The sequence below is a fragment of the Streptomyces sp. NPDC002054 genome, assembly GCF_040296685.1.
Taxonomy (GTDB): domain Bacteria; phylum Actinomycetota; class Actinomycetes; order Streptomycetales; family Streptomycetaceae; genus Streptomyces.
Window position 1 is genome coordinate 43,688 of the sequence record NZ_JBEOXT010000017.1, and the last position, 25,353, is coordinate 69,040.

The following is a 25,353-nucleotide window of genomic DNA, read 5'->3' on the forward strand; positions in this document are numbered from 1 at the left end:
GGCCATGATGGTCGGGATCTGCTTGCCTGGGAGGGGTGTTGGGGACACAGGACGAAGCGGCGGGGCAGGACACCGGCGAGCTCGCCGACCGCGCCCGGGACCTGGTACGGCGGTCCGAGGGGGCCCGGCCCCTGCCGGAGGCGGCGGAGCCCCCGCAGGGGCCCCCGGCCGCCGAGCGGGACACGCTCATCGAGGAGATGCGTCTGCTGCTCCCGGAGTTGATCGACCGGCTGCCGGGCGACGCGGTGCTCCCGGCGGTCCTCGCCCGGCTGGGGGCGCTGATCGGCGCCCGCTGGACCGAGCGGCGCGAAGAGGCGGACCGCAAGGAGGCCATCGGCCTGCTGCGCCGGGCCCGCGAGAGCGAGCTCCTCGACACCGAACTGCGCACCGCCGCGGCACGGGACCTGTTCATCCTCCTGGCGGGCCGGTACGGCACACGCACGCCGCTCGGCCTGGAGGCGGTGCAGAACATGCTGGACGCCTCGGTGCCGGAGCAGCACGGTGGCCCCGGCCTCATCGAGGCCGCGCCCGAGCTGGAACAGCTCGCCCACGAGATCGCCGCGACCAAGCGGGGCGGGATGCCGCCCGCCTGGGCGGAGTTCCTCGCCTTCCAGACGGAACTCCAGGCGGCCCTTCACTCCGGGAACGTACCCGAGTTGCGGCGCTTGTTCGATCAGGTGGACAGTCTGGACCCACAGCTGATAGGGCCGATGGCACCGATGATGCGTGCGCTGAAGCACCTGGTGGCCAACTCTTCGGGGGATCCGTCCCCGGCCGATATCCGCCCCCCTACCCGGGAGGAACAGCAGGAGCTGTTACCGCTCCTGGGCCTGGTGGCCGAGAGCGCCCAGCCCGGCGCCCTCTCGGCGGAACAGCTCGCCGAGCTGCTCCAGGAGGGCAGCAGGCCCGGGCCGACGACGGGCGTGCAGGTGTCCGACGCCATGATCGCCATGGCCCGCACTCTCCTCGGCGGCCGTACCGGCGACGCCGGCCAGTACGAGGAGGCTCTGCGCCTGCTGCGCAAGGCTTCCGAGGAGGGTGAACAGGGCGAGGACTTCGCCTGGTTCGTGCGCGGGGTGCTCCCCGGGCTGCTCGCCGGATCCGCGATGACCGGCGGCAGCCTCCTGGACTCCGCAGTGGCCGACGAACTCCTCCGGCAGTCACTCGCGCCCGGCGTCGGCCCCCTGGTCGCACAGCAGCCGCAGGGCCGGCCCGGGGCACAGAGTCTGCTGCGGGCCAACCGCCACATGCTGGTGCTGTCGCAGCTCACCGAGGCCGCCCAATCGGACGACGTACCGGCGCTGGAGGCGCTCATCGGGGACGTGCTCGACCTGCTGGACGATCTCGACGCCCCGGAGGGGGCCGAGTCGGCGGACCTGGACCGGTTCATGCCGCTCTTCCTCCTGGGCTTCGCCCATCTGGCTTTGACGAAGGCCACCTCCGACAGCGGCGCCCTCCGCAGTGCGGCCCACCACCTGGACCAGGCGTATGAGGCCTCACAGGCCCACCCGTTCGCGCGGCAGCTCATGGACGCCCTGTGGGCGCCGCTTCTGGCCCTCACCACGTCCCTCGACCCGGATCCCGAACGGGTCGCCGTGGCGGTGGAGCGGTCCCGCGACTCGCTTCGCCAGACGCCCGTCTTCAGCGAGCAGCGGATCCGCACGCGCATGGGCATCGCCATGGCGCTCACCTTCCAGTACCGGACCCGACCGGACCCGGCCCTCCTGGGCGAGGCGATCGCCGAGCTGGAGGATGCCCGGGGCGAGCTGTCCCCCGGTACCTCTCAGGCCGCCTCCGCGCTGTACTGGGACCTGGCCCGGTGCTACGCCGCCCGGTCCGGCCGCAGCGCCGGTCCCGACCTGGCGCAGGCCGTCGCCGACGCCCGCGACTCGCTGCGCGCGACCGCCGCCGACGTCCTGCTGCAAGAAGGCGTCCAGCACGGGCTGGAGGTCGCCCGCGGCGGCGCCGCACGCGGCCTGATCGCCGCCTCCTGGGCCGTACGCGCCGACCGCCCGGACGAGGCCGTGGCCTGCCTGGAAGCCGGCCGCGCCCTCGTGCTCGCAGCCGCGGCCGTCTCAGCCACCGTGCCGGAACGGCTCGCCGCGCTCGGGGAGGAGGAGCTGGCCCGGCAGTGGCAGAACGCCCGGCCCGGCGCGGGGGGCGCCGGGCCGGACGCAGGGCCGTCCGGACTGCTGACGGCGCTGCTCGACGGCCCGCCCGACGGGCCCGAACTGCCCAGCGGACTGCGCCGCCGGGCGCTGGAACTGCTGCGCGCACAGGACGACGGGCAGCACGGCCGGGTGCCCGAGGTCGCCGAACTGCAGGGCGCAGTCGCCCGGTCGGGCACGGACGCGCTCGTCTACCTGCTGCCCGGCGAGGAGGACGAGGCGGACGGGGACGGCTGGGCGCTGCTCCTGGTGCCGGACCGGCCGCCGCGGGCGCTGCCGCTGCCCGCCCTGTCCGCGCAGGGCCGCGCCCCGGTCGCCGCCTACCTGGAGGCCACCGCCGCCCGGTTCTCCGCCCGCCGCGGGATGGAGCGCTGGGAAGCCGCACTGGACGCGCTGTGCGACTGGGCCGGCACCGGAGTGGTGGCGCCGCTCCTGGACGAACTCGGGCTGTGGGAGCGGGGGCTCCGGGAGGCCGGCCTGCTCACCGGACCGGCGTCCGCTCCGCCGGCCGCACCGGTGCGGCTGACCGTCGTGGCCTGCGGAAACCTGGGCGTGGTGCCCTGGCAGGCCGCCCGGCTCACCGTCCCGGACCGGTGGCGCGAGTCCGGCGCACCCGCGACCGTACGGGCCTGTGAGCCGGTCGTACTGACGTACGCCGCCTCCGGCCGGGAGTTTCTGCGGGCGGCGCGGAGCCGGCGGCTGCCGCTCGCCGAGGGGCAGGCGCTGGTCTGCGTGCCCGCCGGTCTCGACATGGCCGAGGACGAGGTGCTCGCGGTGCACGACGCGTACTACCCGCGGGCGGCCCTGTACGGCGAGTTCGACACCCGCGACTTTGAACCGCCGCTGCCCGGGGGCACGCCGGCCGAGGTGCTGGGACTGCTGGGCGCGCGGAACCCCGGGGCGCACGCGGTCGCCGTGGTCCACCTGGTCTGCCATGGCACGGCCGGCGCGGACCCGGGCTCCTCGGTGCTGGAACTGGGCCGGCCCGCCGGCGCCGGCCCCGAGGCCGGCCGGCTGTCGGTGTCGGAACTGCTCGACACCCCGGCCGGGCCCGCCGGTGCCGGACGGCCGCTGGTCGTCCTCAGCGCCTGCGAGACCGACCTGAGCACCCGCGACCACGACGAGGCGCTGACCGTCACCACCGCGTTCGTGCACGGGCTGGCGGCCGACGCCGTCGGCTCGCGCTGGAAGGTCAGCGACGACGCCTCGGCCGTCCTGATGACCGTCTTCCACCACCATGTGGCCGCCGGGCTGGCCCCGCCCGACGCCCTGCGGGCGGCCCAGCGCTGGATGCTGGCCCCCGCCGGGGACCGACCCCCGGTGACGGGCCTGACACCGCACCTGCGGCGGACCGCCGCCCGGCCGGAGCTGTCCGGACCCGCCTTCTGGGGCGCCTTCATCCACCAGGGCAACCCGGCGCCCCACCCCGGCGGGGCGCCCCGGCCCACGCACCTCCCGCAAGAACACCAAGGGGAAGGAGAACCGGCCGCATGACACCCGACGAGTTCGTCGCCCTGCTCCGCGACCACTGGCCGCAGACCCTCGCTGCGCTCGACCCGGCCGATCGGGAGGAGCTGGCCGTACTCCTCCAGGGCCTGGCGAGCGCCACGGACCCGCAGGCCGTGCAGGCTGCACTGCGCCGCCTGCGGCGGCTGCTGCGCGCCCTGCCCGACGAGCACCCGGTGACCTTGGCCCTGCGGGGCAGCGTCCGCTTCGCCGGCGCCCCGGACGGCCCGGAGGTGGACCGCGTACCGGTGCTGGCCCTGCTGGCGACGCTGCACGCTCCGCCGGCGTCGCCCGACCCGGTCCGCGCCCGGCTGCTGGCCGCGCCCTCCCTGCCCGCCGCCGAGGTCGCGGCCGGCCCCGGCGAGCCCGGGCTGATCCGCCTGCGCCACCCGGAACTCGGCGACCGCTACCCGCGGTTCCAGTTCGCGGCGGGCACCGCCCGGCCACTGGCCGTGGTCGGCCGGATCAACCGCCTGCTCATGGCCGACCGGGACCCCTGGGGCGCGGCCGACTGGTGGCTGGGCCGCAACCGCTGGCTGCGCGGCGTACCGGCCGAACTCCTCGGCTCCGTACCCGACGAGGAACTGACCCGGGCCGCGCGCGAACTGGTGGAGGGCGACTGATGACCCGCCAGATCCCGCCCACCGGGCTGCCGATGGATCCGCTGACGCACACGCTGCCGGCCGGCACCCGCCTGTGGCGACTGCACCTGCACCGCTACGACGCGGACGGGTTCAACCCGAAGCTCGCCCACGAGTTCTTCCGCGGAAGCCGCTTCGACGCCACCGAGAAGGACCCGTACCCCTACCTGTACGCCGCCCTGGACCCGATGACCGCGCTGTCCGAAGTCCTGCTGCGCTCGGTCGAGTTCGACGACGCCACGGGCATCCGGCTGGTGCCGTGGGCGCAGGCCTCCCGCTACCGCCTGTCGGTGCTGCGCACCACCGCGGAGCTGTCCCTGGTCGACCTCACCACGGCCGAGGGCCTGGCCGCGGTCTGGCAGGACACCTGGCTCGTGGACTGCGAGGAGGAGGACTACGCCAAGACCCGCTACTGGGCGCGCCTGATCCGGGAGCACTGTGCGGGGGCGGACGGTCTGCTGTGGCAGTCCAAGCGCTGCCGCCCCCGCGCCGCCCTCCAGCTGTTCGGCGACCGCTGCGGCAGCGGCCCGCTCCTCACCGAACCGGACGTGGCCCTGCGCCTGGACGACGTGGCCGACGTACGCGAGGTGAACGCCATACTGAAGCCCCTGCGCGCCCGGATCTCGGTCCCGGAGGACTAGCCGGTCTCCGGTAGCCGGCGACCCAGCTGGACCACGCAGCTGATCCGGGGGCCGAGCCACAGCCGGTCCCGGTCGGTCAGCGGGTACGGCACGCCGGCCACCAGGTCGGTCTTGTTCAGCCGGGTGCCGTTGGCGGCGCCCGGCAGTTCCTCGGTGACGGTCGCGGAGCCGTCCGCCGCGACCGCCACCCCGGCGTGCCGTGTCGAGACGGTGTGGTGGTGGGCGAACGCGGCGGCGGTGCGCGGAGCCCAGTCCGGGTCACGGCCCAGTGCGACCACCGTGCCGGGCGCAACGGTCAGGGTCAGCGCGACCTCCAGGAACCGCAGCACAACCGGGGGGCCGGCCGTGAGGTCCGCCCGCCCGGGCCCCGGCGAGCCGGGCGCCGGCCCGGCCCCGGGCAGCAACATCGGCGCGGGCGACGACACCTCCTCCCAGTCGTCGAGCTCGTGCGTGCTCATCGCTCCCCCTGCAGCGTCTCGATCTCGATCTCCACCTGTCCGTCCTCGGTCTCGCGGACCTCCCGCACCAGCACGGTCGCCCCCGAGCCGAGCCCGGGCCGGTCGAACAGCTCGCAGGCCAGCGGGTTGAGCAGGTGCGTCTCCAGCACCATCCCGATGCCCCGGCCGCCGTTCCACAGGTCCCGGGTGCAGTACGTCGCCAACTGGGCGCGGGCCTCCGGCGCCAGCTCCAGGTGGAGGCGGTGCTCGGCAGCCAACTGCCGCCGGATGTTGCCGATCTGGAGGTCGAGGATCCGGGCGGCCGTCTCGTCGGTGATGAATCCGAAGACGACGACGTTGCCGCCGATGCGGTTCATCAGCTCGGGCCGGCCCACCACCGCCTCGAAGTGGTGCTTGACGTTCTGCTTCACCCTCCGCGCCAGTTCCCGGTAGGGGGTGCCGGGCGCAACGATCCACTGCCGCTCCTCGGTCACCGGATCCGTGCGCTGGACCCCGAGGTTCGAGGTGAAGATCAGTACGCACTCGCTGAAGTACGTCGTGACCCCCTGGCCGTCGGTGAGGCGCCCGTCCTCCAGGACCTGGAGGAACTTGTCCAGCACGCCCTTGTCCGCCTTGTCGATCTCGTCGAAGAGGATCACCCGGAACGGGTTGGCACGCACCGCCGTGGTCAGTTCGCCGCCCGCCTCGAAGCCGACATAGCCCGGCGGCGCACCGACCAGCCGGTCGGCGGAGTGGGCAGCGGAGAACTCGCTCATGTCGAAGCGCAGGTAGGCCTGGTCGCTGTCGAAGAGCACCGAGGCGACCGCCTTGGCCAGCTCGGTCTTCCCCGTGCCGGTCGGCCCGGCGAAGAACAGGGTGCCGCGGGGCCGGTGTCCGGGGCTGCTCGCCTGGGCTCCGGACAGGCCCAGCGCCGCCCGTTTGAGGATGGCGAGCGTCATCGAGACGGCCGCTTCCTGGCCGAGGACGCGAGCGGGGATCTGCTGCTCCCCCTCGCTGATCCGCTGCCGGATCTCCTCGCGCCGCCACGGGTTCTTCTCCACTCCGAGCCGGTAGATGCGCACCGCGTCGGGCATCGCGGTGAACGGCATACGGCGGGCCAGCGCCAGGCTGACGCTCTCCCGCATCGCCCGCAGGGTCAGGCCCGCGGCGGCCCGTGCGAAGGCGTCCGCGTGGTCGGTCGCCTCGCGCCGGGCGGCCGGCACCGCGGGGCCGGCCTCGTCCCAGCGCGCGCGGACCGCCCCGTCGGCGTGCTCGCGCTCCAGCAGCCGCGCCATCCTGCGTCGCTCGTCGGCGTCGGGCTCGGGTACGGCGATCGTACGGATCCGCTCACTGCCGGAGATCAGCCAGTTCGGCAGATCCCGTTCGCCGTCCGCGAGCCAGATGATCGGATTGAACAGCTTGGGCCCGGCGGGGTCCGCGGTCCGGAGCACGGTGGTCGGGTTCGGGGCGATGAGCGGGGCGGAGTCGGCCAGCTTGAGACAGGCGACGAAGAAGTCCCGCTCGGCCTCGGTGAGCCGGCCCGGGTCGGCCGTCAGCCGGGCGGCGTGGTCGATGAGCAGGGCGACCCGCAGCGGTGGCAGCTCCCGTCCGCCGTTCGGGGCCGCCGCGCGCCGCTCGGCCCAGCCCGTCACGAGCTCCTGCATCTGCGTGACGGCTTCCATGAGTTGCGGCGGTCGTTGTGAACGGCCGATCCGCGGCAGCGTGCCCGGCCCGCTCTCCGCCAGCAGGTGTTCCACCAGCTCCTGCTCCGGCCCCTTGAGAACCCAGAAGCCCGAGATCTGATCGTAGGCGACGAGCGCCTGGTAGCCCTGCCCGCGCAGGGAGTTCCACAGCATTTCGAACAGCGGCACGTGCCGGTCGCCACTGGGCGGCCGTACCAGGTACTGGTCGCGGATGTTGCCGTACAGGACGTACTGCGCGTGCACGCTGAGCGTTCCGGTCAGCTCCTCGATGAACAGCGGTACGCGCCGTTCCACGGTCTCCGGGGGCGGCCCCTGCGGTGGAGTCCCCGGCGCCGCCGGGGACTTGACGAAGCGGTCGTAGCTGGTCATCGGCCCGTGCTCCTTCGGTCGTCGTCCACGTGCCGCGCTTTGAGACCCTTGGCCCGGTGGGCCGCGGTCCCGGGGTCGGGTGCCGGCCGCTGGTGCTGCGTCTGCGCGTCGGCCGTGTCCAGGACGACCGCGCCGTCCGCACCCCGCACTCCGGGGACGGCCGTCCCGCTCTCCGTGAAGGAGACCGGCAGTTCGAGTCCCCACCGGCGCCCGGCCTCCCGCAGTTCCTCCAGGTGCGTGCGTGCCTCGTGGCAGCGCCGGGCGTCGAGGGCCAGGTCGGCGGGGCCGCGCGGCCCGGGGCGCTCCTCGTACATCGTCACGAGTTCCGTCGTGCCGTTGCGTACGGTGATCCGCAGCCAGTGTCCGGGCCACCAGCCGGCCGGTGTCAGGTCGAAGCACTGCAGTCCGTCCGCGCCGTCGGAGGCGCTGTAGGCAGTGTCCGCGGCCGGGTCGGCCAGCCGGGCGACGGCCCGCCCCATCAGTTCCCGGGTGTAGCGGCACTCCAGGTCCGAGAGCCGTTCCTCCACCCGCCGGTCCACCGCGCGCTGCTCCTCGGCGCCCAGGAGCCGCCCCTCCTCCAGGGCCCTGCGCAGCAGTTCGGTCTCCTCGGCGGCCGGGGTCAGCGGCGGCTCGCCCGGCGGCGCCTCGGTGAGGAGGAAGTCGAGCTGGACGGCGGCCTTCTCCTGTGCGGCGAGTCGAACCCGCACCGCCCGGTTGGCATCCGCGACGAAGCGGCGCGCCTCCCGAAGGTGGATACGGGCCTTGGCCGGCCGCTCCGCAGCACATTCGACGGCGTGCCGGACGGCGGCGACGGCCAGCTCGGCGTCCTTGGCATCGGCACCCGCATCCAGCAGGGCCAGCAGTTCGGCGGCCGACTCCTCGGCCTGCTGCCGGCCGAGCCGGTCGGCGGCGGGCGGCTGGGGCAGGGCGGCGGGTGTGCCCGCCGCCGGCTCTGCCTGCGCGTCCCGTACGGCGGCCTCGCGGCGGGACAGCATGCGCCGGCGCCAGGCCTCGTCCTCCGCCTCCGGGGCGTCGGCGGTGTGCAGTGCCTGCTCCATCGTCCAGCGCGCGTGGGCCGCCTCCGCCTTCCGCAACGCCGCCTCCATCGAGGCCAGTTCCCCGCGCAGCACGTCCAGCCGGACACCGGTGCAGGTGACCGGCGGCGGCAGGTTGGGCTGCGGGGGCGGGGGCGTGTCCGGCAGCGTACGGAAGGCCGTCCGGCGCACCCGGGCCAGCAGCGCGGCCCGGCGCGCATTGGCCCGTACGGCCGCGAAGGCGGCTGCCTCCCACTGGGCGGTGACGGCCGCGGCGACCTGCTGGCCGCGTTCCAGGCAGGTCTGCTCCTCGGCGGCCCGGACGGCCGCCGCGGCCAGCACCTGGGTGGTGACCATCGCGGCCCGGCCCACGAGGAGGGCCCCGCTGAGCGCGCCGAGCGCGATGGCGGCCGGCTCCAGGAGTTCCTGGAATGCGTGGCCGGCGGCGTCGAGGGCGTGCGAGGCGCTCTGCTGGGCACCTTCGGCGAGCGAATCGAACGTCTGATTGACGGAATCGCCCACCCCCTGCACGCTCGCGGCAGCATCGAAGCCGGTCGAGGCGGGGCCCGAGTAGGCGACCGTCGGCACGATCTCGGAGATCGAGGGGAAGACCAGGCCGTAGCTCATCCGTTCCTCCGGGTGGGTGCGGCCGGGCGTGGTGCGTCGGGCCGTCGGTGCCGACCGCTGCCCGGGCGGGCCGGACCGGTCGGGTGGTGCGCGCCGGGCGGGCGGTGTGGCAGGTCCGGTCCGGGTGGTGTGGCCCGGCTCGTCCGGTGGCCCGCCCGGTGGGCCGCCCGGGCCTGCCGGGCGTCCCGGGTGTGCCGCCGCCACGCCCACCACCGCTGCACGGTCCACGCCGTGAGGGCCGCGACGGTCCCGGCCGGCCAGGCCCAGGGGGCCAGGGCGACGGCCCAGACGCCCAGCGCGCCCGCGGCGACCAGGCCCGCCGCGGCCACCGCCATGCTGAGCCGGCCGCGGGAGCGGGCGGCCCGGGCGGGCCGTTCACCGGTGCGGATCACCAGGCCCGCCAGGGAGCGCGCGGGATGGTAGGTGTGCGGACCGATGTAGACGGCGATCCACAGCTCCAGCGCGAACACGGCCGCCGCGGCGGGCAACGCGAGCATCCAGGCGAGGACCACCTCCCGCTGGTCGGCGCGGCCGAGGAGGTCGGCCAGCCCGATGACGAACGTCCACGGCGCGGTGGCCACGGTCGCCCCCAGCAGGGCCCAGCCCAGGGCGGGCGGCCGGTCCAAGCGCCGCAGAACCTCGAAGCGGGCGTCCATCTCCTCGGCGAAGAGCCGGTCCACCTCGCGGTTGCGCAGCTCGTCCTGGTGCTGCTCGGCCTCGAGCCGGGCGGGCCCGGTCAGCAGGAGGGCCGCCAGCAGCCGCAGCGGGTTGTCGGGGTCGGCGCGCAGCGCGCGGTACCAGTGCGGCGGGGTGTCCCCGCGGCTCGGGTCCCAGGCCGTGCGGCGCAGCAACCGGGTCCTTGTGCGGTCCGGTTCGCGGGCGAGGAGCAGCAGCCGGGCGTCCAGGTCGCCGGTGCGGTTGAGCAGCCGGTCCGCGGACCTCCGCTCGCGCGGGCCGCCGCGTACGAACAGGTCCGCGGTGGCCTGCCGCCAGCTCTGCCGGTAGCCCTGCCAGCGCCGCTGTACCTCGTCGAGGCCTTCGCCGCCGGGCCGGGTGCCGAGCAGGGGCAGCAGTTCGTGGCGGGCCAGGACCGCCACCAGTTCCCGGCTGCGGTCGTCGCCCCGTACCGCGTCCCGTTCCAGATCGGCGATGCCCAGGGCGTCCAGCGGGAGCCCGTGCCAGGAGGCGGGCAGCCGCGGGCCCATCCAGTTGAGCAGGCGCAGCAGGGTCGGGGGGTCCGGGGGCTGGGCGAGCCGCTCGCACAGCGCGTTCAGTTCCGTGGTGTCCTCCGGGGACCGGTCGGGCGCGTCGGCGAACTGTCCGAGCCAGGCCACCAGCCGTTCCCGGCCACGGCGGCTGCCCAGCAGGTTTTCGGCGGCCCGCCACTGGAGGTCGAACTGCCGGGCCAGTTCCTCGGTGCTGGTGACGGCGCGGCCCAGGAAGGCGAAGGGCTCGGCGGCGGAGCGCGGCGGCAGGTCCTCGGGCGCGGCGCCGCTGGTGCGGGGCGCGACCGCCGGGGAGTCGCCGGCGAGCCAGCGGCCCACCTGCTCGGCGCCCCAGCGGTGTTCGGGGGCCCGGGTCAGCAGGCCGTGGCAGAGCATCAGCAGGCGCGGGTCGGTGACGAGCGGGAGTTCGGGGTCGTGGGTGGCGATCTCCGCGAGTACTTCCTCGTCGCCGCGGAAGTCGATGGGGTGGCGTCCGCCCGCGAGTTCGGCCACGACCATGCCGAGGGACCACCAGTCGACGGCGGGGGTGATGCTCTGGCGGTGCGTGCTCGCCTCGGGGGCGAGGTAGAGGGGTTTGCCCTTCCAGTCCCGGCGGCGCGGGGCATCCTCGTCGCGGCCGGTGTGCAGGGCCGCGCCGAAGTCGACGAGGACCAGGTCCAGGCGGTCCTCGTTCTGGGTGCGCACCACGATGTTGTCGGGGGTGACGTCCCGGTGGACGACTTCCTTGTCGTGGGCGGCGGTCAGCGCCTCGTACAGGTGGGCGACCACCGTGTGGACCAGGGGCGCGGGCAGCGCGCCCGGGTGACGGGCGTGGTACTGGGCCAGGGTGGTCTCGCCGTAGGAGGGGAGCAGCTCGTACGGGTGGCCGTCGGCGATCCCGTGCTCCAGGACGCGTACGACGTGGCCGCCGAGGTCCCCGGTCAGCACCCGGCGCGCTGCCGGGTCGGGCGCGAAGGCGCGGTGGTACCACTTGAGAACCAGCGGCACCGCGGAGTCCCGGTGGCGGGCCTCGCGGTCCTTGACCCGCAGGACGACCGCCTGAGTGGGGCCCTGGACGTCGCTGAGGACCTCGGTCAGGTCCAGGCGCTCGCTCAGCGAGGTGGGTACGCGGTCGAGTCCGCGGCGGGTTTCCTCGGGTCCGGAGTTGAAATCCTCACCGAATCCCACGGGGTCCAGTTGCGTGGGCGGCACCGTCGTCATGACTTCCGCCTTCCGTCGAGAGGGAGAGTGGGAAGAGTGAAGAGGGGAATGCATAAATGCACGATATTTTCCGGAGCAATTGCGACATCCACCCCGAAGGGGCGTAGTTCGAATAATCCTTGGAATAGATCATTCCGGACTGTCCCCCCGCAGTCCTGCTCCTTCTTCCGGCAACCGGGATTATCGTGTCGACCATGAGCCCGCAGACTCCCACGGTCCCGGCCGGCACCGAACTGCCCTCCCACGCCCGCCTGACCGAGGAATTGTCCGCCTTGCGCCGACCTGGCCTCGCCGGCCTCAGACGCATCCGGCCCGAGGCCCTGGGGCGGGCCGCCGCCGCGGCCGGGTACGCACTCGGGTCCGCGGACGAGGCCGCCGGCATCGAAGCCCTGCTCGAGGCCGCCGTACGACGGCTCGCCGCCGCACCCGGCCCGGCCGGCGGGTCCGTCCTGCCAGGTGGGTCCGTCCCGCCCGGCCCGCCGGCCGAGGAAGCGAACGGCCGGCGGGCCGATCCGCTGGGCCGGGCCGCCGCCCACACCTTCGGACTGCTCCCGGGCCGGCGCGGCACCTCGGCCCAGGAGCGCCGCAAGGCCGCCGCCGCCGTGTACGGGGTCACCGCCGAACGCTTCCGCCGGGGCCAGGAGCAGGAGGTCATCGCCGAACTCGCGGGCGCGGTCCTCGCGCTGGCCCGCGAGGCCGCGGCCGGCGGCCCGGCGGGGCGCCGCGAGGACCCCGAACCGCTGCCCGATCCCCCCGCCCGGGCAGCCGGACCGGCGCTGCCGCCGGCCACGCTGCGCCGCATCACCGTGCACGTGTCCTCCGTTGAACTGCTGCGGGACATCGACATCCTGGTGTCCTCGGAGAACACGCACATGGAGATGTCCAAGACGTTCCGCCCGACCCTCTCGGGCGCGCTGCGCCGGGCCGCCGCGATACGCAACGCCGGCGGCGAGATCACCGACGACGTGCTCACCCGGGAACTCGCCGACTGGATGCGCACCCACGGCCGCACCGGCCTGCCGGTGCAGCCCGGGATCGTCGTCCCCACCTCCTCGGGCGCCCTCGCGGAGCGCGGGGTGCGCCGCATCTACCACGCCGCCGTCGTCCGGCCCCTCGGCGGCGGCGGTCGGTACCAGGTCGACCCGCAGACGCTGGCCGACGCCGTCGCGGCGGCCTTCGCCCAGGCGAACGCCGAACGGGACGAGTACGACCCTCCCCTGGCATCCATCTGCTTCCCTCTGCTCGGCGCCGGCCAGGGCGGCCTTCCCCCCGTAAAGGCCGCCCGTTGGCTGCGCTGGGCCGTGTCGGAAGAGCTGAGCCGGCACCCGGACTGGACGGTGCACTTCGTGGCCCGCCGCCCCGAGCTGGCCCAGCTGCTTAACGACGCCAGCTCCGCTCCCTGAGTCGCAGCCCACGCTCTCCCAACCACCTTTCGTAGAAGACGAGTTCCCCCCTGGCCGGCACGCCCAGGAGGTGGGCGGACGGGGCTTCACCGGGCCGCTGCCCCGCCTCCACCACCACCTGGACAGCCGGGCCCGTCACCCGCCGGCCCAGATGGGGTGCGTAGCGGGCCCGGCCCAGGGCGGTGCGCGGGAGCAGCCGCTGGTTCGCCGAGCCGCGCCAGACCAACGCAGTCGGCTCGGCGATCCGGAACCGCCCCGCGACCACCGCGTCCGCGTGCCGCAGCGCCCGCAACCGGGGCGGATCCCACTCGTCCTGGTCGTAGCCGGTGTAGACGAGGAAGTCGACGGGATCGTCCCGCACCCCCCGGGCACGCTCCGCCGCACTGCGCAGCAGCGCCGCTCCGGCCAGGAACTCGGCCAGAGCCGGGGCCTGTTCGAGCGGCTCCCCACCGCTGACGGTCAGCCCCTGCGCCCCCCTCTCCAGCGCATCCCGCCACAGGTCCAGCAGTTCGCGGACCGATGACTCCCGGCCCCCCTCGGCCGCCCAGGTGTGCCGCGACATGCATCCCGCACAGGCCAGCGGACAGCCCTGGAACCACACACCGAGACGCCGGCCCGGGCCGAGCGTCTCCAGCGGGAAATGCGTCCCGCCGACTTTGATGCGCACTGCACCCTCCCCCGATGGACGGGAATCGAGTATCAACGGAATTACCCGCCCACCGCAAACGGTTCCGGAGAATAATCCGGTTGTTTTCCGGGCGACAACCGGGCGGCTTCGGGGGGAGGATGCCGGGAGTGGGAAAACCGTCGAATTACGGGCTCCTTTCTGCTTTCCTTCCGTTACCCTCCTCCATCTGGAGCAAGGGCAGCGGAGAAGGGGGAATCCGTCATCATGATCGCCACGGACCAGATCAGGGGACCCGCGCGCCGGGCCCGGCTCGGGCGGGTGACCGCCGCACGGGCCCGGCGGCGCGGCCGACTCGACGCACCCGGTCTGCGCCCCCTGCTGCCGGTGCTGCCGGCATCGGGACCGGGTCCCGGTGCACTCCTGGACCTCCCGGAGATCGTCACCCCGTTCGTGATGGAGACCCGGGCGGGCGCCCTGCGCGCGGTCGGCCAGTTGCGCTCCCGCCTGCTGCGGGACGAGCGGCGGGCGATCATCCGCATCCATGCGGAGTCGGTGCGCGTGGTGACCCAGTACGACGTACGGGACGAGCCCTCACCGGCCGCGCTCGCCCGCTATGGCGCGATGGTCGGGGCCTGGCGGGCCGATGCCGAGGTGTGCCGCGCCCGCGCTGCGGCCCTCACCCACGAGGCCAACCAGCGCCTGGCCTGCTACTGGGACGCGGTGTGGCTGACCGTCCACACCGCCCGGGCCGAAGAACACCGCCGGGCCGAGGAGCGCCGCCGGGCCGAGCTCCGCCGCCGGGAGGCGGAGCTGCGCCGGGCACGACAGCAGCACCGGCTCCCGCCGGTGGGACGGACGCCGGAGGCGGCCGGGGCGCCGGCCCGGGCGGAACGGGACCGGCCGGCCTACCCGCCGTTCGCCGCTCGCCCCGCGCACTGGCTGCCCGGCCGCGTCACGCTCGACGACACCTGGGACGAGGTCGACGCGTGGCTGCTCACCGGGGGCGCCCCCGCGCAGGACCCGCCACCGGACGCGCGCACACCCGCCGTCGCCCGGGCGCTGGAGATCCTCGACACGCAGTCCCACCGGGGCAGGGCGGGTGGCCCGTCCGCACCCCGGCCGCGGCACGCCGCCGACCAAGGGAGGGGAACCCCGTGACGGCTATGACATCCATGACGGCTACGACATCCCGCCATCCGCACCCGCTGCGCGCCAGGCGGCGGGCTCGGACGCTCGCCGCCCTGCCGCTGGCCGCCCTGCTCGCCGCGGTCGGCTGCTCCACCGATAAGCCCGAAGCCCTCAAGACCCCCTGCGCGGTCGTCCTGGACGGTTCGGGCTCCGGTTCCGCCAAGGACGGGTTCGACGCGAAGGCCAAACTCGACGCGACGATCGTGCCGTTCATGAAGGACCGGGGCTGCAAGACGATGGCCTTCGCACCGATCACCCGCTCGTCCAAGGCGTCCCGGTGCCGGGTCAACGACGTGGACCTCGACCCGCCGTCCCAGAGCACCGACGATGTGGCGGCCATCCGTCAGGAGGCGATGGTCAGGGCCACGTTGGGCGCCCGCACGATGCTGAAGTGCGCACAGGACACCGAGAGCGGCTCCGACATCCTCGGCGGACTCGCGCGCGCCGCCGAGGCGATGCCCTCCGGGGGCGGCCCCGCGGCCCTGCTCGTGGTCAGCGACTTCGAACAGGCCGACCCCGAGTTCAACCTGAGCCCGGAATCCATCGCCACCCCCGAGGCCCGCACGAGCGCCGTCGAGAAACTGGTCGGCCCGCGCGGGGTGCCGGAGCTCTCCGGCATGGACGTCTACCCGGTCGGCTACGGCATGAGCCGCCGGGCCAAGCCCAGCGAGTACGAGCCGTTCGACGCCTTCTGGACGGAGATCCTGGAGAGGAGGGCCAAGGCCCGTGTCCACGACGACTACCGGCGCTGATCCCGGGCGCACGCCCCGCCGGGCCCGGTTCACCCGCCCGTTCCAGCGCAGGCCCGACACCACCGCCGACGCCACCCGCCGCGCTCCGTACCCCACCGGGACGCAGCGCATACCCCTGGTCCTCGACAATGCGGGCCAGGAACGCCTGCTCCGCAAGGCCCGCCGGCGCGGCGCCAAGGTGGCCAAGGCCGGCGTCCTGGATCCCTGGGTCCTGGTCAGCGGGGACCGGGTGCCCTACTTCGCCCGGTTGGCCTCCGTACGCGACCTCGTACGCAACCGGCTGGCCGAGGAACACGCGACCGAGGAGGCGCGGGCGCGCGTCCTGGAGGCGAACGCCGTCTCGGCAGCCGCCGGGGCCGAGGCGGAGGCCCGGCGGCTGGCGGAGCAACTGGTCGAGAACCAGCGCTGGCTGGACACCAACCGGGAGCAGCTGGACCGGCTCGCGGCCCGGGCCGTGCGGTGGGAGCGGTTCCGGGACGGCGTCCGGGAACGGCTGGAGGAACGCTGGCTGCGCGCCCGCTTCGGCGATCTGGACCTCGACGAGAGCACGGACGGAGACGGGCGCGGGCACGGACGCGGCGCCCGGCGCGACGACACCGACAGCGCCGACCACCCGCACGGGGACGACCCGGACATCGGCGACGGGCCGGACGATCCGCGCGCGGCACCGGCCCTGGGGCCGGACGACGAGGACTGGCAGAGCCTGGACCCGAATCCGGCGGCGACCTCCACAGCCGGCCCCGGGGCCCGCCGGAAACCGACCGGCTCCCGCCCGGCGGACCCGTACGCCGGGCTGCGCCGGCAGTCCGACGCCGCCCAGTGGGAGGGCCTGCCCGTGCGGCCCGGGCTGCCGCGGTGGATGGTGTGGAGCCTGCTGCTGGTCATCGCAGCCGTGGAGGTGCCGATCTACTGGATCGCCTTCCAGCCCTTCCACGGGGCCGGCAGCACCGAGGCGGACACCCTGTCGGCGACGCTCGCCATCTCGGCGGCCGTCGTGATGGTGGTCATCCCCCACCTCGCCGGCCGCGCCCTGCGCAGCCGGCCCGCCACCGCGTCGGCCAAGGGCATGAACCTGCCCGCGATCGCGCTGCTCGCGGTGTGGGGGTTCTCCACCTGGGCCCTCGGCTACCTGCGGTCCAAGCTGGTCTTCCGGAAACGTGATCCGATGACGCTCCCCGCGGACCTCGAAGGCGTCGCCGGTATGGAGGACCTCCGACCGGCTCCGACGCTGGTGGACAGCCTGCACCTCGAATTCACCACCGTGACCTGGATGTTCGTCTCCCTGCTCCTGCTGTCCGGAGGGATCGGCCTGCTGCTCGGCCTGCTGCGGGAACACCCGTACCTCGACTCCTACCGCTCCCACCTGGAGCTGCGCGCCCGGCTGCAGCGGGCCCGGGAGGCCGCCACCGCTTCCGCGGAGCGGGCGCGGGCGCTGGAGGCGACCGCCGCCGACCGCCAAGCCCTGCGTGGGGAAGCGACCGCGGCCCGGCTGCGGTCGACCACGGAGCTGTACGAGGCCGCGGCCCACGAGTTCCTTCAGGGCGTGATCGAGGGATCGGCCGACCCGGCGGTCACGGAGTCCGCCATGCGCCTCTCGACCACCTGGCCGCTGCTTCCCGCCCCGCACCCCATCGCCTGAGCCGACCGACGCGGCACGGCCTAGAGCGCCACGCGCGGCAACTCCAGGAGGAAGGCGGTGGCACCCGGCTCGCTGCGCAGGGTCAGGGTGCCGCCGTGCGCGGTCACCAGGGAGCGGGCCACCGCGAGGCCGAGGCCGCTGCCGCCGTTCTCGCGGCTGCGGGCCTTGTCGACGCGGTAGAAGCGGTCGAAGATCCGGCGCTGGTCGGCGTCCGTGATGCCGGGCCCGGTGTCGGCCACGACCACCCGGGCGGCCCCCGGCGTCACGCCCACCGTCACCGAAACGCGTGTCCCCGCAGGCGTGTGGACGGCTGCATTGGTGAGCAGATTGTCGAGCACCTGGCGGATGCGGACGGGGTCGAGGCTCAGCGGCAGCGGCCGGGATCCCGCGTCGAGGGTGAGCGGATGGCCGGGGTGGGCGGCGCGGAAGGCGTCGGCGGCCTGCCGGACGAGGTCCGCCAGATCGCACGGTTCCAGGCGCAGCGGCGCGTCCACCTCGGCGGCGTCGAGCCGGGCGAGCAACAGCAGGTCATCGAGGAGGATGCCCATGCGGGCGGCTTCGGAACGCAGCCGGGCGAGGTGCTTGTCGCGCTCCTCGGGGACGTTGGCGGCGGCGTACTGGAACAGGTCCGCATAGCCGCGCACCGACATCAGCGGGGTGCGCAGTTCGTGCGAGGCGTCGGCGACGAAGCGGCGCAGCCGCTGCTCGGCCTCGGCGCGCACGGCCAGAGAGTCGTCGATGTGCTCCAGCATCGTGTTGAAGGCGGTGCGCAGCTCCTCGACCTCGGGTCCGCCGCCGGACCGGTCGGCGCGCAGCGGCAGGCGGGCCGCCGACTCGGTGAGGTCGTGGGAGGCGATGCCGTGTGCGGTGTGCGCCATGTCGCTGAGCGGTTTCAGGCCCCGTCGCAGCAGGATCCGCCCGAAGACGACAAGCGCCAGCAGGGCGACCGTGAACGCGATCACCTGGACCGTGATCAGCCGCTCCATGATGTCCTCGATCTCCGCCATCGGGGCAGCGCTGACCAGGACGACTCCGGGCACGACCTCGCAGGCCCGCAGCCGGTAGGCGCCCTTCCCCGCGAGCTGCGCGGTGCTCGTCAGATCGCCGGCGGAGTCGGCGCGCGCCTGGGCGAGGGCGGTGAACTCCCCGGTGTCGTCCGGGACATCGGCGGGCCGGCGCAGCGCCGCCGTGCCGTCGCTGACGTCGTACACGGCCGTGTACCACCCGTAGTACGGCTGTCGCTTGACCGTGCCGTGCTGGGCGGCGTCCTTGGCCTGTGTGTTCTGCACCAGCTTCAACTGGGCGACCTGCTGGTGTCCCAGGTAGTCGCGCATGTACGCGGTCAGGGACGTACCGACGACGGCGAACGCCACCAGCGACAGCACGCCGAGGCCGAGCGCGAGCCGGGTTCCGAGGCGGAGTCTGCGGTACGTGTCGCGCAGCCGCGCGCTCATTCGGCGGCCGGCCTGACCACATAGCCGAAGCCGCGTACGGTGTGGATCAGCGGACTGCCGGTGGCGTCGAGCTTGCGGCGCAGCCGGCTGACGACCAGCTCGACGACGTTCGAGCGCCCGCCGAAGCCGTACTCCCACACGTGGTCGAGGATCTGCGCCTTGGTGAGCACGGTCGGGGACTTGCGCATGAGATAGCGCAGCACCTCGTACTCGGTCGGGGTGAGCGTCAACCGGTCTTCTCCGCGCCGTACTTCCCGGGTGTCCTCGTCCATCGTCAGATCGGCGACGCGCAGCACGGACCGCTCGAACCCCGGCCCGGCGCTGCGCCGCAGCACGGTGCGCAGCCGGGCCATCAGCTCCTCCACCGCGAACGGCTTGACCAGGTAGTCGTCACCGCCGCGGGTCAGCCCCGCGACCCGGTCGGCGACGGTGTCACGCGCGGTGAGGAACACCACGGGCACCATCGTCCCGGCCGCGCGCAGCCCGTCGAGCACGCCGAAGCCGTCGATGTCGGGCAGCATCAGGTCCAGGACGACGATGTCCGGGGGGAACTCGCCGGCCAGCCGCAGTGCTTCCCGGCCCGAGTTGGCCGTGACCGCTTCCCAGCCCTCGTAGCGGGCGACCGTCGCGACGAGGTCGGCGATCGGCGGGTCGTCGTCCACGACCAGCACTCGTATCTTGTCCACCCGCCCATCTTGCGGCACGCGGACGGCGGCGCGGCCCCCGCTGATCAGGGCCGGGGCACTTTGCTACGGAGTTGAAAGTCTCCTGACAGGGAACCGACAGGTCCCGGCGGCCAAGCTCTCTCCAACGACCCGACCAGGAGGTTTTGGCCCGTGTCCACAGCCGTCCCCACGACACCCGCACCGCCGTCCCCGACGCCGGCTCCACCCCCTCCCCCCTCGGCGCTGCGACCCCGGGTGGTGGCCGGAGCCGGCCTGTACGCCCTGCTCGCCGCGAACGCGGCAGCCGTCGCCTACTTCTTCTCCCAGGCGGGCTTCGCCTCCAACGCGCTGATCGTGCTCGGTCGCCTCTGCGGCCTCTACGGCGCCCTGTTCATGGCTTTCCAGCTGCTGCTGGTCGCCCGGCTGCCGTGGTTCGACCGCCGTATCGGCATGGACCGGCTCACCGCCTGGCACCGCGTCACCGGTTTCGGGCTGCTGTGCTCGCTGGTCGGACACGGCATCTTCATCACCTTCGGCTACGCCCAGGCGTCCGCGCTCGACCCGGTCAATCAGCTGATCGACTTGGCCGAGACCACCGAGGGTGTACTGCGGGCGATCGTCGCGATGGTCCTCGTCCTCGCCGTCGGCGGGGCCTCGGCCCGCTGGGCGCGGCGCCGGCTCGCTTACGAGACCTGGCACTTCATCCACCTGTACACCTATGTCGCGGTGGTCCTCGCCTTCACCCACCAGGTCGCGGCGGGCACCACGTTCACGACGTCGCCGACCGCCACCGCGTACTGGTACGGCCTGTGGGGCTGCGCGCTCGGCGCGGTGTTCACCGGCCGCGTCGTGCTCCCCCTCCGGCGGAACCTCCGGCACCGGCTGCGCGTATCGGCCGTCGTACCCGAGTCCGACCATGTCGTCTCCGTCTATGTGACGGGCCGCGACCTGGACCGGCTCCCTGCCCGTGCGGGCCAGTTCTTCCTGTGGCGGTTCCTGACGAAGGACCGCTGGTGGCAGGCGAACCCGTACTCCCTGTCGGCTGCCCCCGACGGCACCCACCTGCGTCTGACGGTGAAGGCGTCCGGCGCAGGATCCTCGTCCGTGCGCCGCCTGTTGCCGGGGACCCGGGTCTTCGCCGAGGGCCCCTATGGCGCCTTCACCACCCTCCACCGCACCCGCCCGGACGCCCTGCTGATCGCGGGTGGTGTCGGCATCACCCCGATCCGCGCGCTCCTGGAGGACCTGCACGGGCATGCCGTGCTCGTCTACCGCGTCTCCGACCCCCGGGACGCGGTCCTCTACGGCGAACTGCGGGACCTCGCCGCCGCCAAGGGCGCGTCGCTGCATCTGATCAGCGGCCCGCCGGACCCGACCCGCTGTCGCCGGGCGCACTGTCCGCGCTCGTCCCCGACCTCGCCGAGCGCGACATCTACGTCTGCGGCCCGCCCGGCATGACCGGCGCCGTGCTGCGCTCCCTGCGCACGCTCGGCGTACCCAGTCCACAGATCCATTTCGAACGCTTCAGCCTCGCCGGATGAACCAGGCACAGCAGACACAGAGGAACACCACATGAAACGAGCACTGCCCGCCCTGGTCCTGTCGGTCGCGGCCCTGATCCCGGTCTGGCGGTACACGCCCTCGACCGGTACGTCCGCCCAGGCGCCGCCGACCCCGGCGGAGGCACTGCCCCCGCCCACACCCTCGTCATCCTCTTCCGGCAACCAGGTGATCGCCGGGTCGACGGTCCCGACCGAGAAGGGTGCCGTCCAGGTCGAAGTGACGCTCACGGCAGGCAGGATCACTTCGGTCAGGGCCCTCAAGGCGCCCCCGCACCCCCAGACCGCGGAGGCCCTGCCGCAGCTGATCGAGGCGACTCTCGACGCCCAGAGCGCCGACATCGACGCGGTGACGGGGGCGACGATCACCAGCGACGGCTACAAGGAATCCCTCCAGGCGGCCCTCGACCGGAAGAGCGGCGCCTGACATGAACCGGGTCGAGCACGTCATGGGCCTGCCGGTCTCCCTGCGCATCGACGACGCACACGTCCCGGAGGGGGCCGCGGACGCGGTCTTCGCGTGGCTGCGCGAGGTCGACGCGCGGTTCAGCCCGTTCAAACCCGCCAGCGAGGTGTCCCGCCTGGGCCGCGGCGAGCTGAGCGCCGCCGACATCAGCGCCGACCTCGCCCATGTCCTGGAGCTGTGCGAGGAGTACCGGAGGGCGAGCGGCGGTGCCTTCGACGTACGGCTGCCGGGCCGGGGGCTCGACCCGTGCGCCGTCGTCAAGGGCTGGTCGGTGCAGCGCGCCGCCGAGCTGCTGAGGGCGGCCGGGGTACGGCGGTTCTGCCTGAACGCCGGCGGTGACGTCGTCGCCGCCGGCGGCCCCTGGCGGGTGGGCATACGTCACCCCGAGGACGCCGGCCGGCTCTGCGCGGTCCTGGAGCTGACCGACGCGGCGGTCGCCACCTCCGGCCACTACGAACGCGGCGCCCACATCCTCGACGCCCGGACCGGCCGCCCGGCCACCGGCCTGCTCTCCCTCACGGTCGTCGCGCCGACGCTCACGGAGGCGGACGCGACGGCGACGGCGGCGTTCGCGCTGGGCTCGGAGGGCATCGCGTGGGCGGCCGGCCGCCCGCACTGCGAGGTGTTCGCCGTCGACGCGACCCACAGGGTCCTGCGCACGGCGGGGCTCATCACGTAACCCGGCCGCTGTCAGCGCGGTTGGCTGCCAGGAGAGCGTGGGCGTGGTGGACGAGTGCCTGGCGTACCTCGTCCGGGGACAGGACGGTGAGCGGTGTGGCCAGGCCGATGAGGTAGGCGGCGAGCTCGTCGGTGCTGTTGCCGCCGATCTCGACCAGGGTGGCTTCGGTGCCGTCGGGGCTGTGTGTGCCGATGGTGGGTGGGACCTTTTGCAGGGCGCGGTCCAGCGGAAGCGGAAGGCGGATCGTCGTGTACACGGGGTAGGTGACGCTCGCGATCCCCTGGGAGACCAGTGCTGCGGCGTCGGGTGGATCGGTCAGGTCGGCTGGTTCGGTGGTGGGGCGTACGCTCACCACTCGGTCGGCGCGGAATGTGCGCCATTCCTGTTTGGTGACGTCCCGGGCGACCAGGTACCAGCGCAGGCCGGTGTGGACCAGGCGGTACGGGTCGACGGCTCGCACGGAGGCCCGGCCGGCGTGGTCCCGGTAGGCGAGGGTGGTGCGCAGTGTGCTGTGGCAGGCTCGGGCCAGTTCCAGCAGCAGAAGCGTGTCGATCTGCGGCTCGCCGGAGCGGGGAGTGTGTTCGAGCGTGCCGTCCAGTGTGTTCAGCTGCTCCGCAAGGTGCGTGGGCAGGGTCTGGCGCAGCTTGAGCAGCGCGGAGAGGGCTGCCTGCCCGGTACCGAGGACTCCGCTGAGCGCGGCTTCGCGCAGGGCGACCGCGACGGCCAGGGCCTCCTCGTCGTCCAGTACCAGCGGCGGCATCCGGGCACCGGGGCTGAGCCGGTAGCCGCCCCAGGGGCCGGGCACGGATTCGACTCCGTACCCCAGGTCCCGCAGCCGGGCGATGTCCCGGCGGACCGTGCGGTCGGTGACCGCCATGCGCTCGGCCAGTTCACGGCAGGTCCATTCGGGGCGTACGGACAGCAGCGACACCAGGCGCAGCAGCCGGGAGGAGGTCCTGATCACAGTCACCCAGTCTCCCGTATGACCAGGACACACCCTGTCCGGGTCATGGCCTACGGTCCGGTCCCATGAGCAACCCCATGAGCAACCCGGCGATCCGTCTGCTGTCCTTCGACTTCGACTGTCCTGACCCGGCTGAGCTGGCCCGCTTCTACGGCGATGCCCTGGACCTGCCCGTGCTGTACCGCAGTGATGACTTTGTCCTTCTGGGGCGGGAGGGAGCCCCGGGGCTCGGCTTCGTCCGCCAGGCCGGCTTCCGGCCTCCGGCCTGGCCCGACCCTTCCCACAGCAAGCAGGCCCACCTCGAACTGGGCGTCGACGACCTGGACGCCGCGCAGGAGCGGATGCTCGCCCTGGGCGCCGTCCTGCCTTCCTTCCAGCCGCGGCCCGAGGTGTGGCGGGTGCTCCTGGACCCGGCGGGTCATCCCTTCTGCCTGTCGACACACGGAATCTGACGGCGGTGATGCCGCGTCAGCCCAGCGCGCGGTCGAGGTTGAAGGCGGCGCTGATCAGTGAGAGGTGGGTGAAGGCCTGGGGGAAGTTGCCCAGTTGTTCGCCGGTCGGGCCGATCTCCTCGGCGAACAGGCCGAGGTGGTTGGCGTAGGTGAGCATCTTCTCGAAGGCGAGCCGGGCCTCCTCCAGCCGGCCTGCGCGGGCCAGCGCCTCCACGTACCAGAAGGAGCAGATCGAGAAGGTGCCCTCGGGGCCGTGCAGGCCGTCCGGGCTGGCGGTCGGGTCGTAGCGGTATACCAGTGAGTCGGAGACCAGGTCCGTGGTGAGCGCGTCCAGGGTGGAGAGCCACTTGGGGTCGGTGGGAGAGATGAACTTGGCCATCGGCATCATCAGCAGCGAGGCGTCCAGCACCTGGTCGTCCAGCCCCTGGACGAACGCCCCTCGCTCGGCCGACCAGCCGCGCCTCATGATCTGCCGGTAGATCGCGTCCCGGGACTCCCGCCAGCGGGGCAGGTCCGCCGGCAGACCGCGGTGGTTCGCCATGCGGATCGCGCGCTCCAGCGCCACCCAGCACATCAGCCGCGAGTACACGAAGTTCCGCCGGCCCGCCCTGGTCTCCCACACCCCCTCGTCGGGCTGGTCCCAGTGCTCGCACAGCCAGTCCACCACGGCACCGACCTCGTCCCAGCGGTCGCTGCTGATCGGCTGCCCCCACTTGTCGTAGAGGTAGATCGAGTCGATCAGCGCACCGTAGATGTCCAGCTGGAGCTGGCCGGTGGCGGCGTTGCCCACCCGGACCGGTGCGGAGCCGAGGTATCCCTCCAGGTGCGTAAGCTCGTATTCGGGCAGGTCGATGCGCCCGTCGATGCCGTACATGATCTGCAGCGGGCCGCTCTCCCCCGTGCCCCGCAGGATGCCCCGCTCGGAGAGGAACCCCATGAACGCCTCGGCCTCCGAGGTGAACCCCAGGCGGAGCATCGCGTAGACGCAGAAGGCGGCGTCGCGGACCCAGACATAGCGGTAGTCCCAGTTGCGCTCGCCGCCGATCTGCTCGGGCAGGCTGGTGGTCGGTGCGGCGACGATCGCCCCGGTCGGCGCGTAGGTGAGCAGCTTCAGCACCAGCGCGGAGCGGTTCACCATCTCCCGCCACCGCCCGTGGTAGCGCGACGCGGCCAGCCAGTGGCGCCAGAACCGGACGGTCGCCTCGGCCTGCTCCTGTGCCTCGGCGCGCGGGCACGACCGGACCGGGACCTCGTCGCTGATCTGGTCGAGGGCGAACACATTGGACTCGCCCTCATGGAGCTTGAAGTGCGACCACACGTCCAGGCCGTCGCTTTCCAGGGGCGCGGTGGCGGTCAGCGCGAGCGTCAGTGACGGGGAGCGGAACACCGCCAGGTGGTCTTCGAGGTGCGTGGTGTGCGCTTCGGCGCCGTAGCCGAAGCGGGGGGCGATCCGCACTCTGAACGGGAGGGTTCCGCGGACGCAGATCACCCGCCGGATCAGCCGGTGCCGGGCCGCCTCGCGCGACTCGTCGACCACGGGCATGAAGTCCTGGATCTCCGCCACCCCGTCTGCGGCGAAGAACCGCGTGATCAGCACGTTCGTGTCGGGGAAGTAGAACTGCCTGGTGCGGGTCGGGACCTCGGCGGCCAACTCGAACGACCCGCCCCGGTCGGCGTCGAGGATGGACCCGAAGACGCTGGGCGCATCGAAGCGCGGGCAGCAGTACCAGTCGATGGTGCCGTCCGTGCCGACCAGGGCTGCCGTACGAAGATCGCCGATCAGGCCGTGCTCGGAGATCGGGATGTAGCGGGAGCCGTCCGCCTGCTCGAAACCAGCCGTGTCGAAGCCCATACCGGCCTCCCTGCCGCTGCGGCCCGGGCCTGGAGATGACGCCTTCCTTTTCATGCTAGACCGCTGCGCGGGGCGAGGACCTGGCGGAGCCGGTGCCCGG

19 protein-coding genes and 1 pseudogene are annotated in these 25,353 nt (G+C 73.6%); 11 read left to right on the forward strand and 9 right to left on the reverse strand.

The features are described from left to right. Positions 1-35: 35 nt before the first annotated feature. Genes ABT123_RS17765 through ABT123_RS17775 form a run of 3 tightly spaced genes read left to right on the forward strand, consistent with a single transcriptional unit; the run spans position 36 to position 4,956 of the window. Positions 36-3,662: a CHAT domain-containing protein gene (locus ABT123_RS17765; protein WP_351314953.1), complete on the forward strand. Its 3,627-nt coding sequence runs from the start codon at positions 36-38 to the stop codon at positions 3,660-3,662. Then, a complete protein-coding gene (locus ABT123_RS17770) occupies positions 3,659-4,297 on the forward strand; it encodes a hypothetical protein (RefSeq protein WP_351314956.1) in 639 nt (212 codons plus the stop codon). The genes ABT123_RS17765 and ABT123_RS17770 overlap by 4 nt, the downstream gene beginning before the upstream one ends. Next, positions 4,297-4,956 carry an RES family NAD+ phosphorylase gene (locus ABT123_RS17775; protein ID WP_351314959.1) on the forward strand — a complete coding sequence of 220 codons (660 nt, stop codon included), beginning with the start codon at positions 4,297-4,299 and terminating at the stop codon, positions 4,954-4,956. The genes ABT123_RS17770 and ABT123_RS17775 overlap by 1 nt, the downstream gene beginning before the upstream one ends. Here the strand turns inward: ABT123_RS17775 and ABT123_RS17780 are convergent. The 4 genes from ABT123_RS17780 to ABT123_RS17795 are packed head-to-tail and all read right to left on the reverse strand — an operon-like array spanning position 4,953 to position 11,552. After that, on the reverse strand, positions 4,953-5,414 hold the full coding sequence (locus tag ABT123_RS17780; RefSeq protein WP_351314962.1) for an FHA domain-containing protein: 462 nt from the start codon (positions 5,412-5,414) through the stop codon (positions 4,953-4,955). The two genes, ABT123_RS17775 and ABT123_RS17780, sit on opposite strands and share 4 nt — an antisense overlap. Continuing rightward, a complete protein-coding gene (locus tag ABT123_RS17785) occupies positions 5,411-7,465 on the reverse strand; it encodes an AAA family ATPase (RefSeq protein WP_351314964.1) in 2,055 nt (684 codons plus the stop codon). Before ABT123_RS17785 ends, ABT123_RS17780 begins: the two co-directional genes overlap by 4 nt. Then, complete coding sequence (locus ABT123_RS17790) at positions 7,462-9,126, reverse strand: hypothetical protein (protein ID WP_351314967.1); 1,665 nt, start codon at positions 9,124-9,126, stop codon at positions 7,462-7,464. Before ABT123_RS17790 ends, ABT123_RS17785 begins: the two co-directional genes overlap by 4 nt. Then, positions 9,123-11,552, reverse strand: coding sequence for a protein kinase domain-containing protein (locus ABT123_RS17795; protein ID WP_351314970.1), 2,430 nt, complete (start codon positions 11,550-11,552; stop codon positions 9,123-9,125). The genes ABT123_RS17790 and ABT123_RS17795 overlap by 4 nt, the downstream gene beginning before the upstream one ends. 194 nt (positions 11,553-11,746) lie before the next feature. Here ABT123_RS17795 and ABT123_RS17800 point away from each other — a divergent pair, with 194 nt between their 5' ends. Next, positions 11,747-12,955 (forward strand): macro domain-containing protein, encoded by a 1,209-nt coding sequence (locus ABT123_RS17800; RefSeq protein WP_351314973.1) that lies wholly within the window; start codon positions 11,747-11,749, stop codon positions 12,953-12,955. Here ABT123_RS17800 and ABT123_RS17805 read toward each other — a convergent pair. After that, positions 12,930-13,622, reverse strand: coding sequence for a 4Fe-4S single cluster domain-containing protein (locus tag ABT123_RS17805; RefSeq protein ID WP_351314975.1), 693 nt, complete (start codon positions 13,620-13,622; stop codon positions 12,930-12,932). The two genes, ABT123_RS17800 and ABT123_RS17805, sit on opposite strands and share 26 nt — an antisense overlap. A 225-nt stretch (positions 13,623-13,847) precedes the next feature. Between ABT123_RS17805 and ABT123_RS17810 the strand changes: the two genes are divergently transcribed. The 3 genes from ABT123_RS17810 to ABT123_RS17820 are packed head-to-tail and all read left to right on the forward strand — an operon-like array spanning position 13,848 to position 17,162. Beyond that, positions 13,848-14,741: a hypothetical protein gene (locus ABT123_RS17810; RefSeq protein ID WP_351314978.1), complete on the forward strand. Its 894-nt coding sequence runs from the start codon at positions 13,848-13,850 to the stop codon at positions 14,739-14,741. A 14-nt stretch (positions 14,742-14,755) separates the two neighbouring features. Next, positions 14,756-15,523: a hypothetical protein gene (locus ABT123_RS17815; protein WP_351314981.1), complete on the forward strand. Its 768-nt coding sequence runs from the start codon at positions 14,756-14,758 to the stop codon at positions 15,521-15,523. Next, positions 15,498-17,162: a hypothetical protein gene (locus ABT123_RS17820; RefSeq protein WP_351314984.1), complete on the forward strand. Its 1,665-nt coding sequence runs from the start codon at positions 15,498-15,500 to the stop codon at positions 17,160-17,162. The genes ABT123_RS17815 and ABT123_RS17820 overlap by 26 nt, the downstream gene beginning before the upstream one ends. Positions 17,163-17,182: 20 nt before the next feature. Here the strand turns inward: ABT123_RS17820 and ABT123_RS17825 are convergent, their stop codons facing one another. Together ABT123_RS17825 and ABT123_RS17830 are read right to left on the reverse strand one after the other, a co-directional pair. Beyond that, entirely contained in the window at positions 17,183-18,616 is a 1,434-nt protein-coding gene (locus tag ABT123_RS17825; protein WP_351314987.1) for a sensor histidine kinase, read from the reverse strand. Continuing rightward, positions 18,613-19,302 (reverse strand): response regulator transcription factor, encoded by a 690-nt coding sequence (locus ABT123_RS17830; RefSeq protein WP_351314990.1) that lies wholly within the window; start codon positions 19,300-19,302, stop codon positions 18,613-18,615. The genes ABT123_RS17825 and ABT123_RS17830 overlap by 4 nt, the downstream gene beginning before the upstream one ends. A gap of 234 nt (positions 19,303-19,536) precedes the next feature. On the opposite strand from ABT123_RS17830, the pseudogene ABT123_RS17835 reads away from it, so the two are divergent. The 3 genes and pseudogenes from ABT123_RS17835 to ABT123_RS17845 all read left to right on the forward strand — a co-directional run bounded on the left by ABT123_RS17835 (position 19,537) and on the right by ABT123_RS17845 (position 21,985). Further along, positions 19,537-20,822: pseudogene (locus ABT123_RS17835) on the forward strand (ferredoxin reductase family protein). Positions 20,823-20,853: 31 nt separating this feature from the next. Continuing rightward, on the forward strand, positions 20,854-21,267 hold the full coding sequence (locus ABT123_RS17840) for an FMN-binding protein (RefSeq protein WP_351314993.1): 414 nt from the start codon (positions 20,854-20,856) through the stop codon (positions 21,265-21,267). A 1-nt stretch (position 21,268) separates the two neighbouring features. Next, complete coding sequence (locus ABT123_RS17845; protein WP_351314996.1) at positions 21,269-21,985, forward strand: FAD:protein FMN transferase; 717 nt, start codon at positions 21,269-21,271, stop codon at positions 21,983-21,985. On the opposite strand, the gene ABT123_RS17850 is transcribed toward ABT123_RS17845, so the two are convergent. Beyond that, a complete protein-coding gene (locus ABT123_RS17850) occupies positions 21,978-22,949 on the reverse strand; it encodes a helix-turn-helix transcriptional regulator (protein WP_502970981.1) in 972 nt (323 codons plus the stop codon). The two genes, ABT123_RS17845 and ABT123_RS17850, sit on opposite strands and share 8 nt — an antisense overlap. Positions 22,950-23,014: 65 nt before the next feature. Here ABT123_RS17850 and ABT123_RS17855 point away from each other — a divergent pair, with 65 nt between their 5' ends. Then, positions 23,015-23,401, forward strand: coding sequence for a VOC family protein (locus ABT123_RS17855; protein WP_351315001.1), 387 nt, complete (start codon positions 23,015-23,017; stop codon positions 23,399-23,401). 16 nt (positions 23,402-23,417) lie between these two features. Here ABT123_RS17855 and ABT123_RS17860 read toward each other — a convergent pair whose 3' ends face one another. After that, on the reverse strand, positions 23,418-25,253 hold the full coding sequence (locus tag ABT123_RS17860; RefSeq protein ID WP_351315004.1) for a glycoside hydrolase family 15 protein: 1,836 nt from the start codon (positions 25,251-25,253) through the stop codon (positions 23,418-23,420). Positions 25,254-25,353: the final 100 nt, after the last annotated feature.

Excerpts from the sequence above, each read along its gene's own strand:
- ABT123_RS17775 (WP_351314959.1), top strand. The coding sequence starts at position 4,297 with ATGACCCGCCAGATCCCGCCCACCGGGCTGCCGATGGATCCGCTGACG.
- ABT123_RS17810 (WP_351314978.1), top strand. The coding sequence starts at position 13,848 with ATGATCGCCACGGACCAGATCAGGGGACCCGCGCGCCGGGCCCGGCTC.
- ABT123_RS17845 (WP_351314996.1), top strand. The coding sequence starts at position 21,269 with ATGAACCGGGTCGAGCACGTCATGGGCCTGCCGGTCTCCCTGCGCATC.
- ABT123_RS17770 (WP_351314956.1), top strand. The coding sequence starts at position 3,659 with ATGACACCCGACGAGTTCGTCGCCCTGCTCCGCGACCACTGGCCGCAG.
- ABT123_RS17825 (WP_351314987.1), bottom strand. The coding sequence starts at position 18,616 with ATGAGCGCGCGGCTGCGCGACACGTACCGCAGACTCCGCCTCGGAACC.
- ABT123_RS17860 (WP_351315004.1), bottom strand. The coding sequence starts at position 25,253 with ATGGGCTTCGACACGGCTGGTTTCGAGCAGGCGGACGGCTCCCGCTAC.
- ABT123_RS17855 (WP_351315001.1), top strand. The coding sequence starts at position 23,015 with ATGAGCAACCCCATGAGCAACCCGGCGATCCGTCTGCTGTCCTTCGAC.
- ABT123_RS17790 (WP_351314967.1), bottom strand. The coding sequence starts at position 9,126 with ATGAGCTACGGCCTGGTCTTCCCCTCGATCTCCGAGATCGTGCCGACG.
- ABT123_RS17840 (WP_351314993.1), top strand. The coding sequence starts at position 20,854 with ATGAAACGAGCACTGCCCGCCCTGGTCCTGTCGGTCGCGGCCCTGATC.
- ABT123_RS17785 (WP_351314964.1), bottom strand. The coding sequence starts at position 7,465 with ATGACCAGCTACGACCGCTTCGTCAAGTCCCCGGCGGCGCCGGGGACT.
- ABT123_RS17795 (WP_351314970.1), bottom strand. The coding sequence starts at position 11,552 with ATGACGACGGTGCCGCCCACGCAACTGGACCCCGTGGGATTCGGTGAG.
- ABT123_RS17780 (WP_351314962.1), bottom strand. The coding sequence starts at position 5,414 with ATGAGCACGCACGAGCTCGACGACTGGGAGGAGGTGTCGTCGCCCGCG.
- ABT123_RS17815 (WP_351314981.1), top strand. The coding sequence starts at position 14,756 with ATGACGGCTACGACATCCCGCCATCCGCACCCGCTGCGCGCCAGGCGG.
- ABT123_RS17800 (WP_351314973.1), top strand. The coding sequence starts at position 11,747 with ATGAGCCCGCAGACTCCCACGGTCCCGGCCGGCACCGAACTGCCCTCC.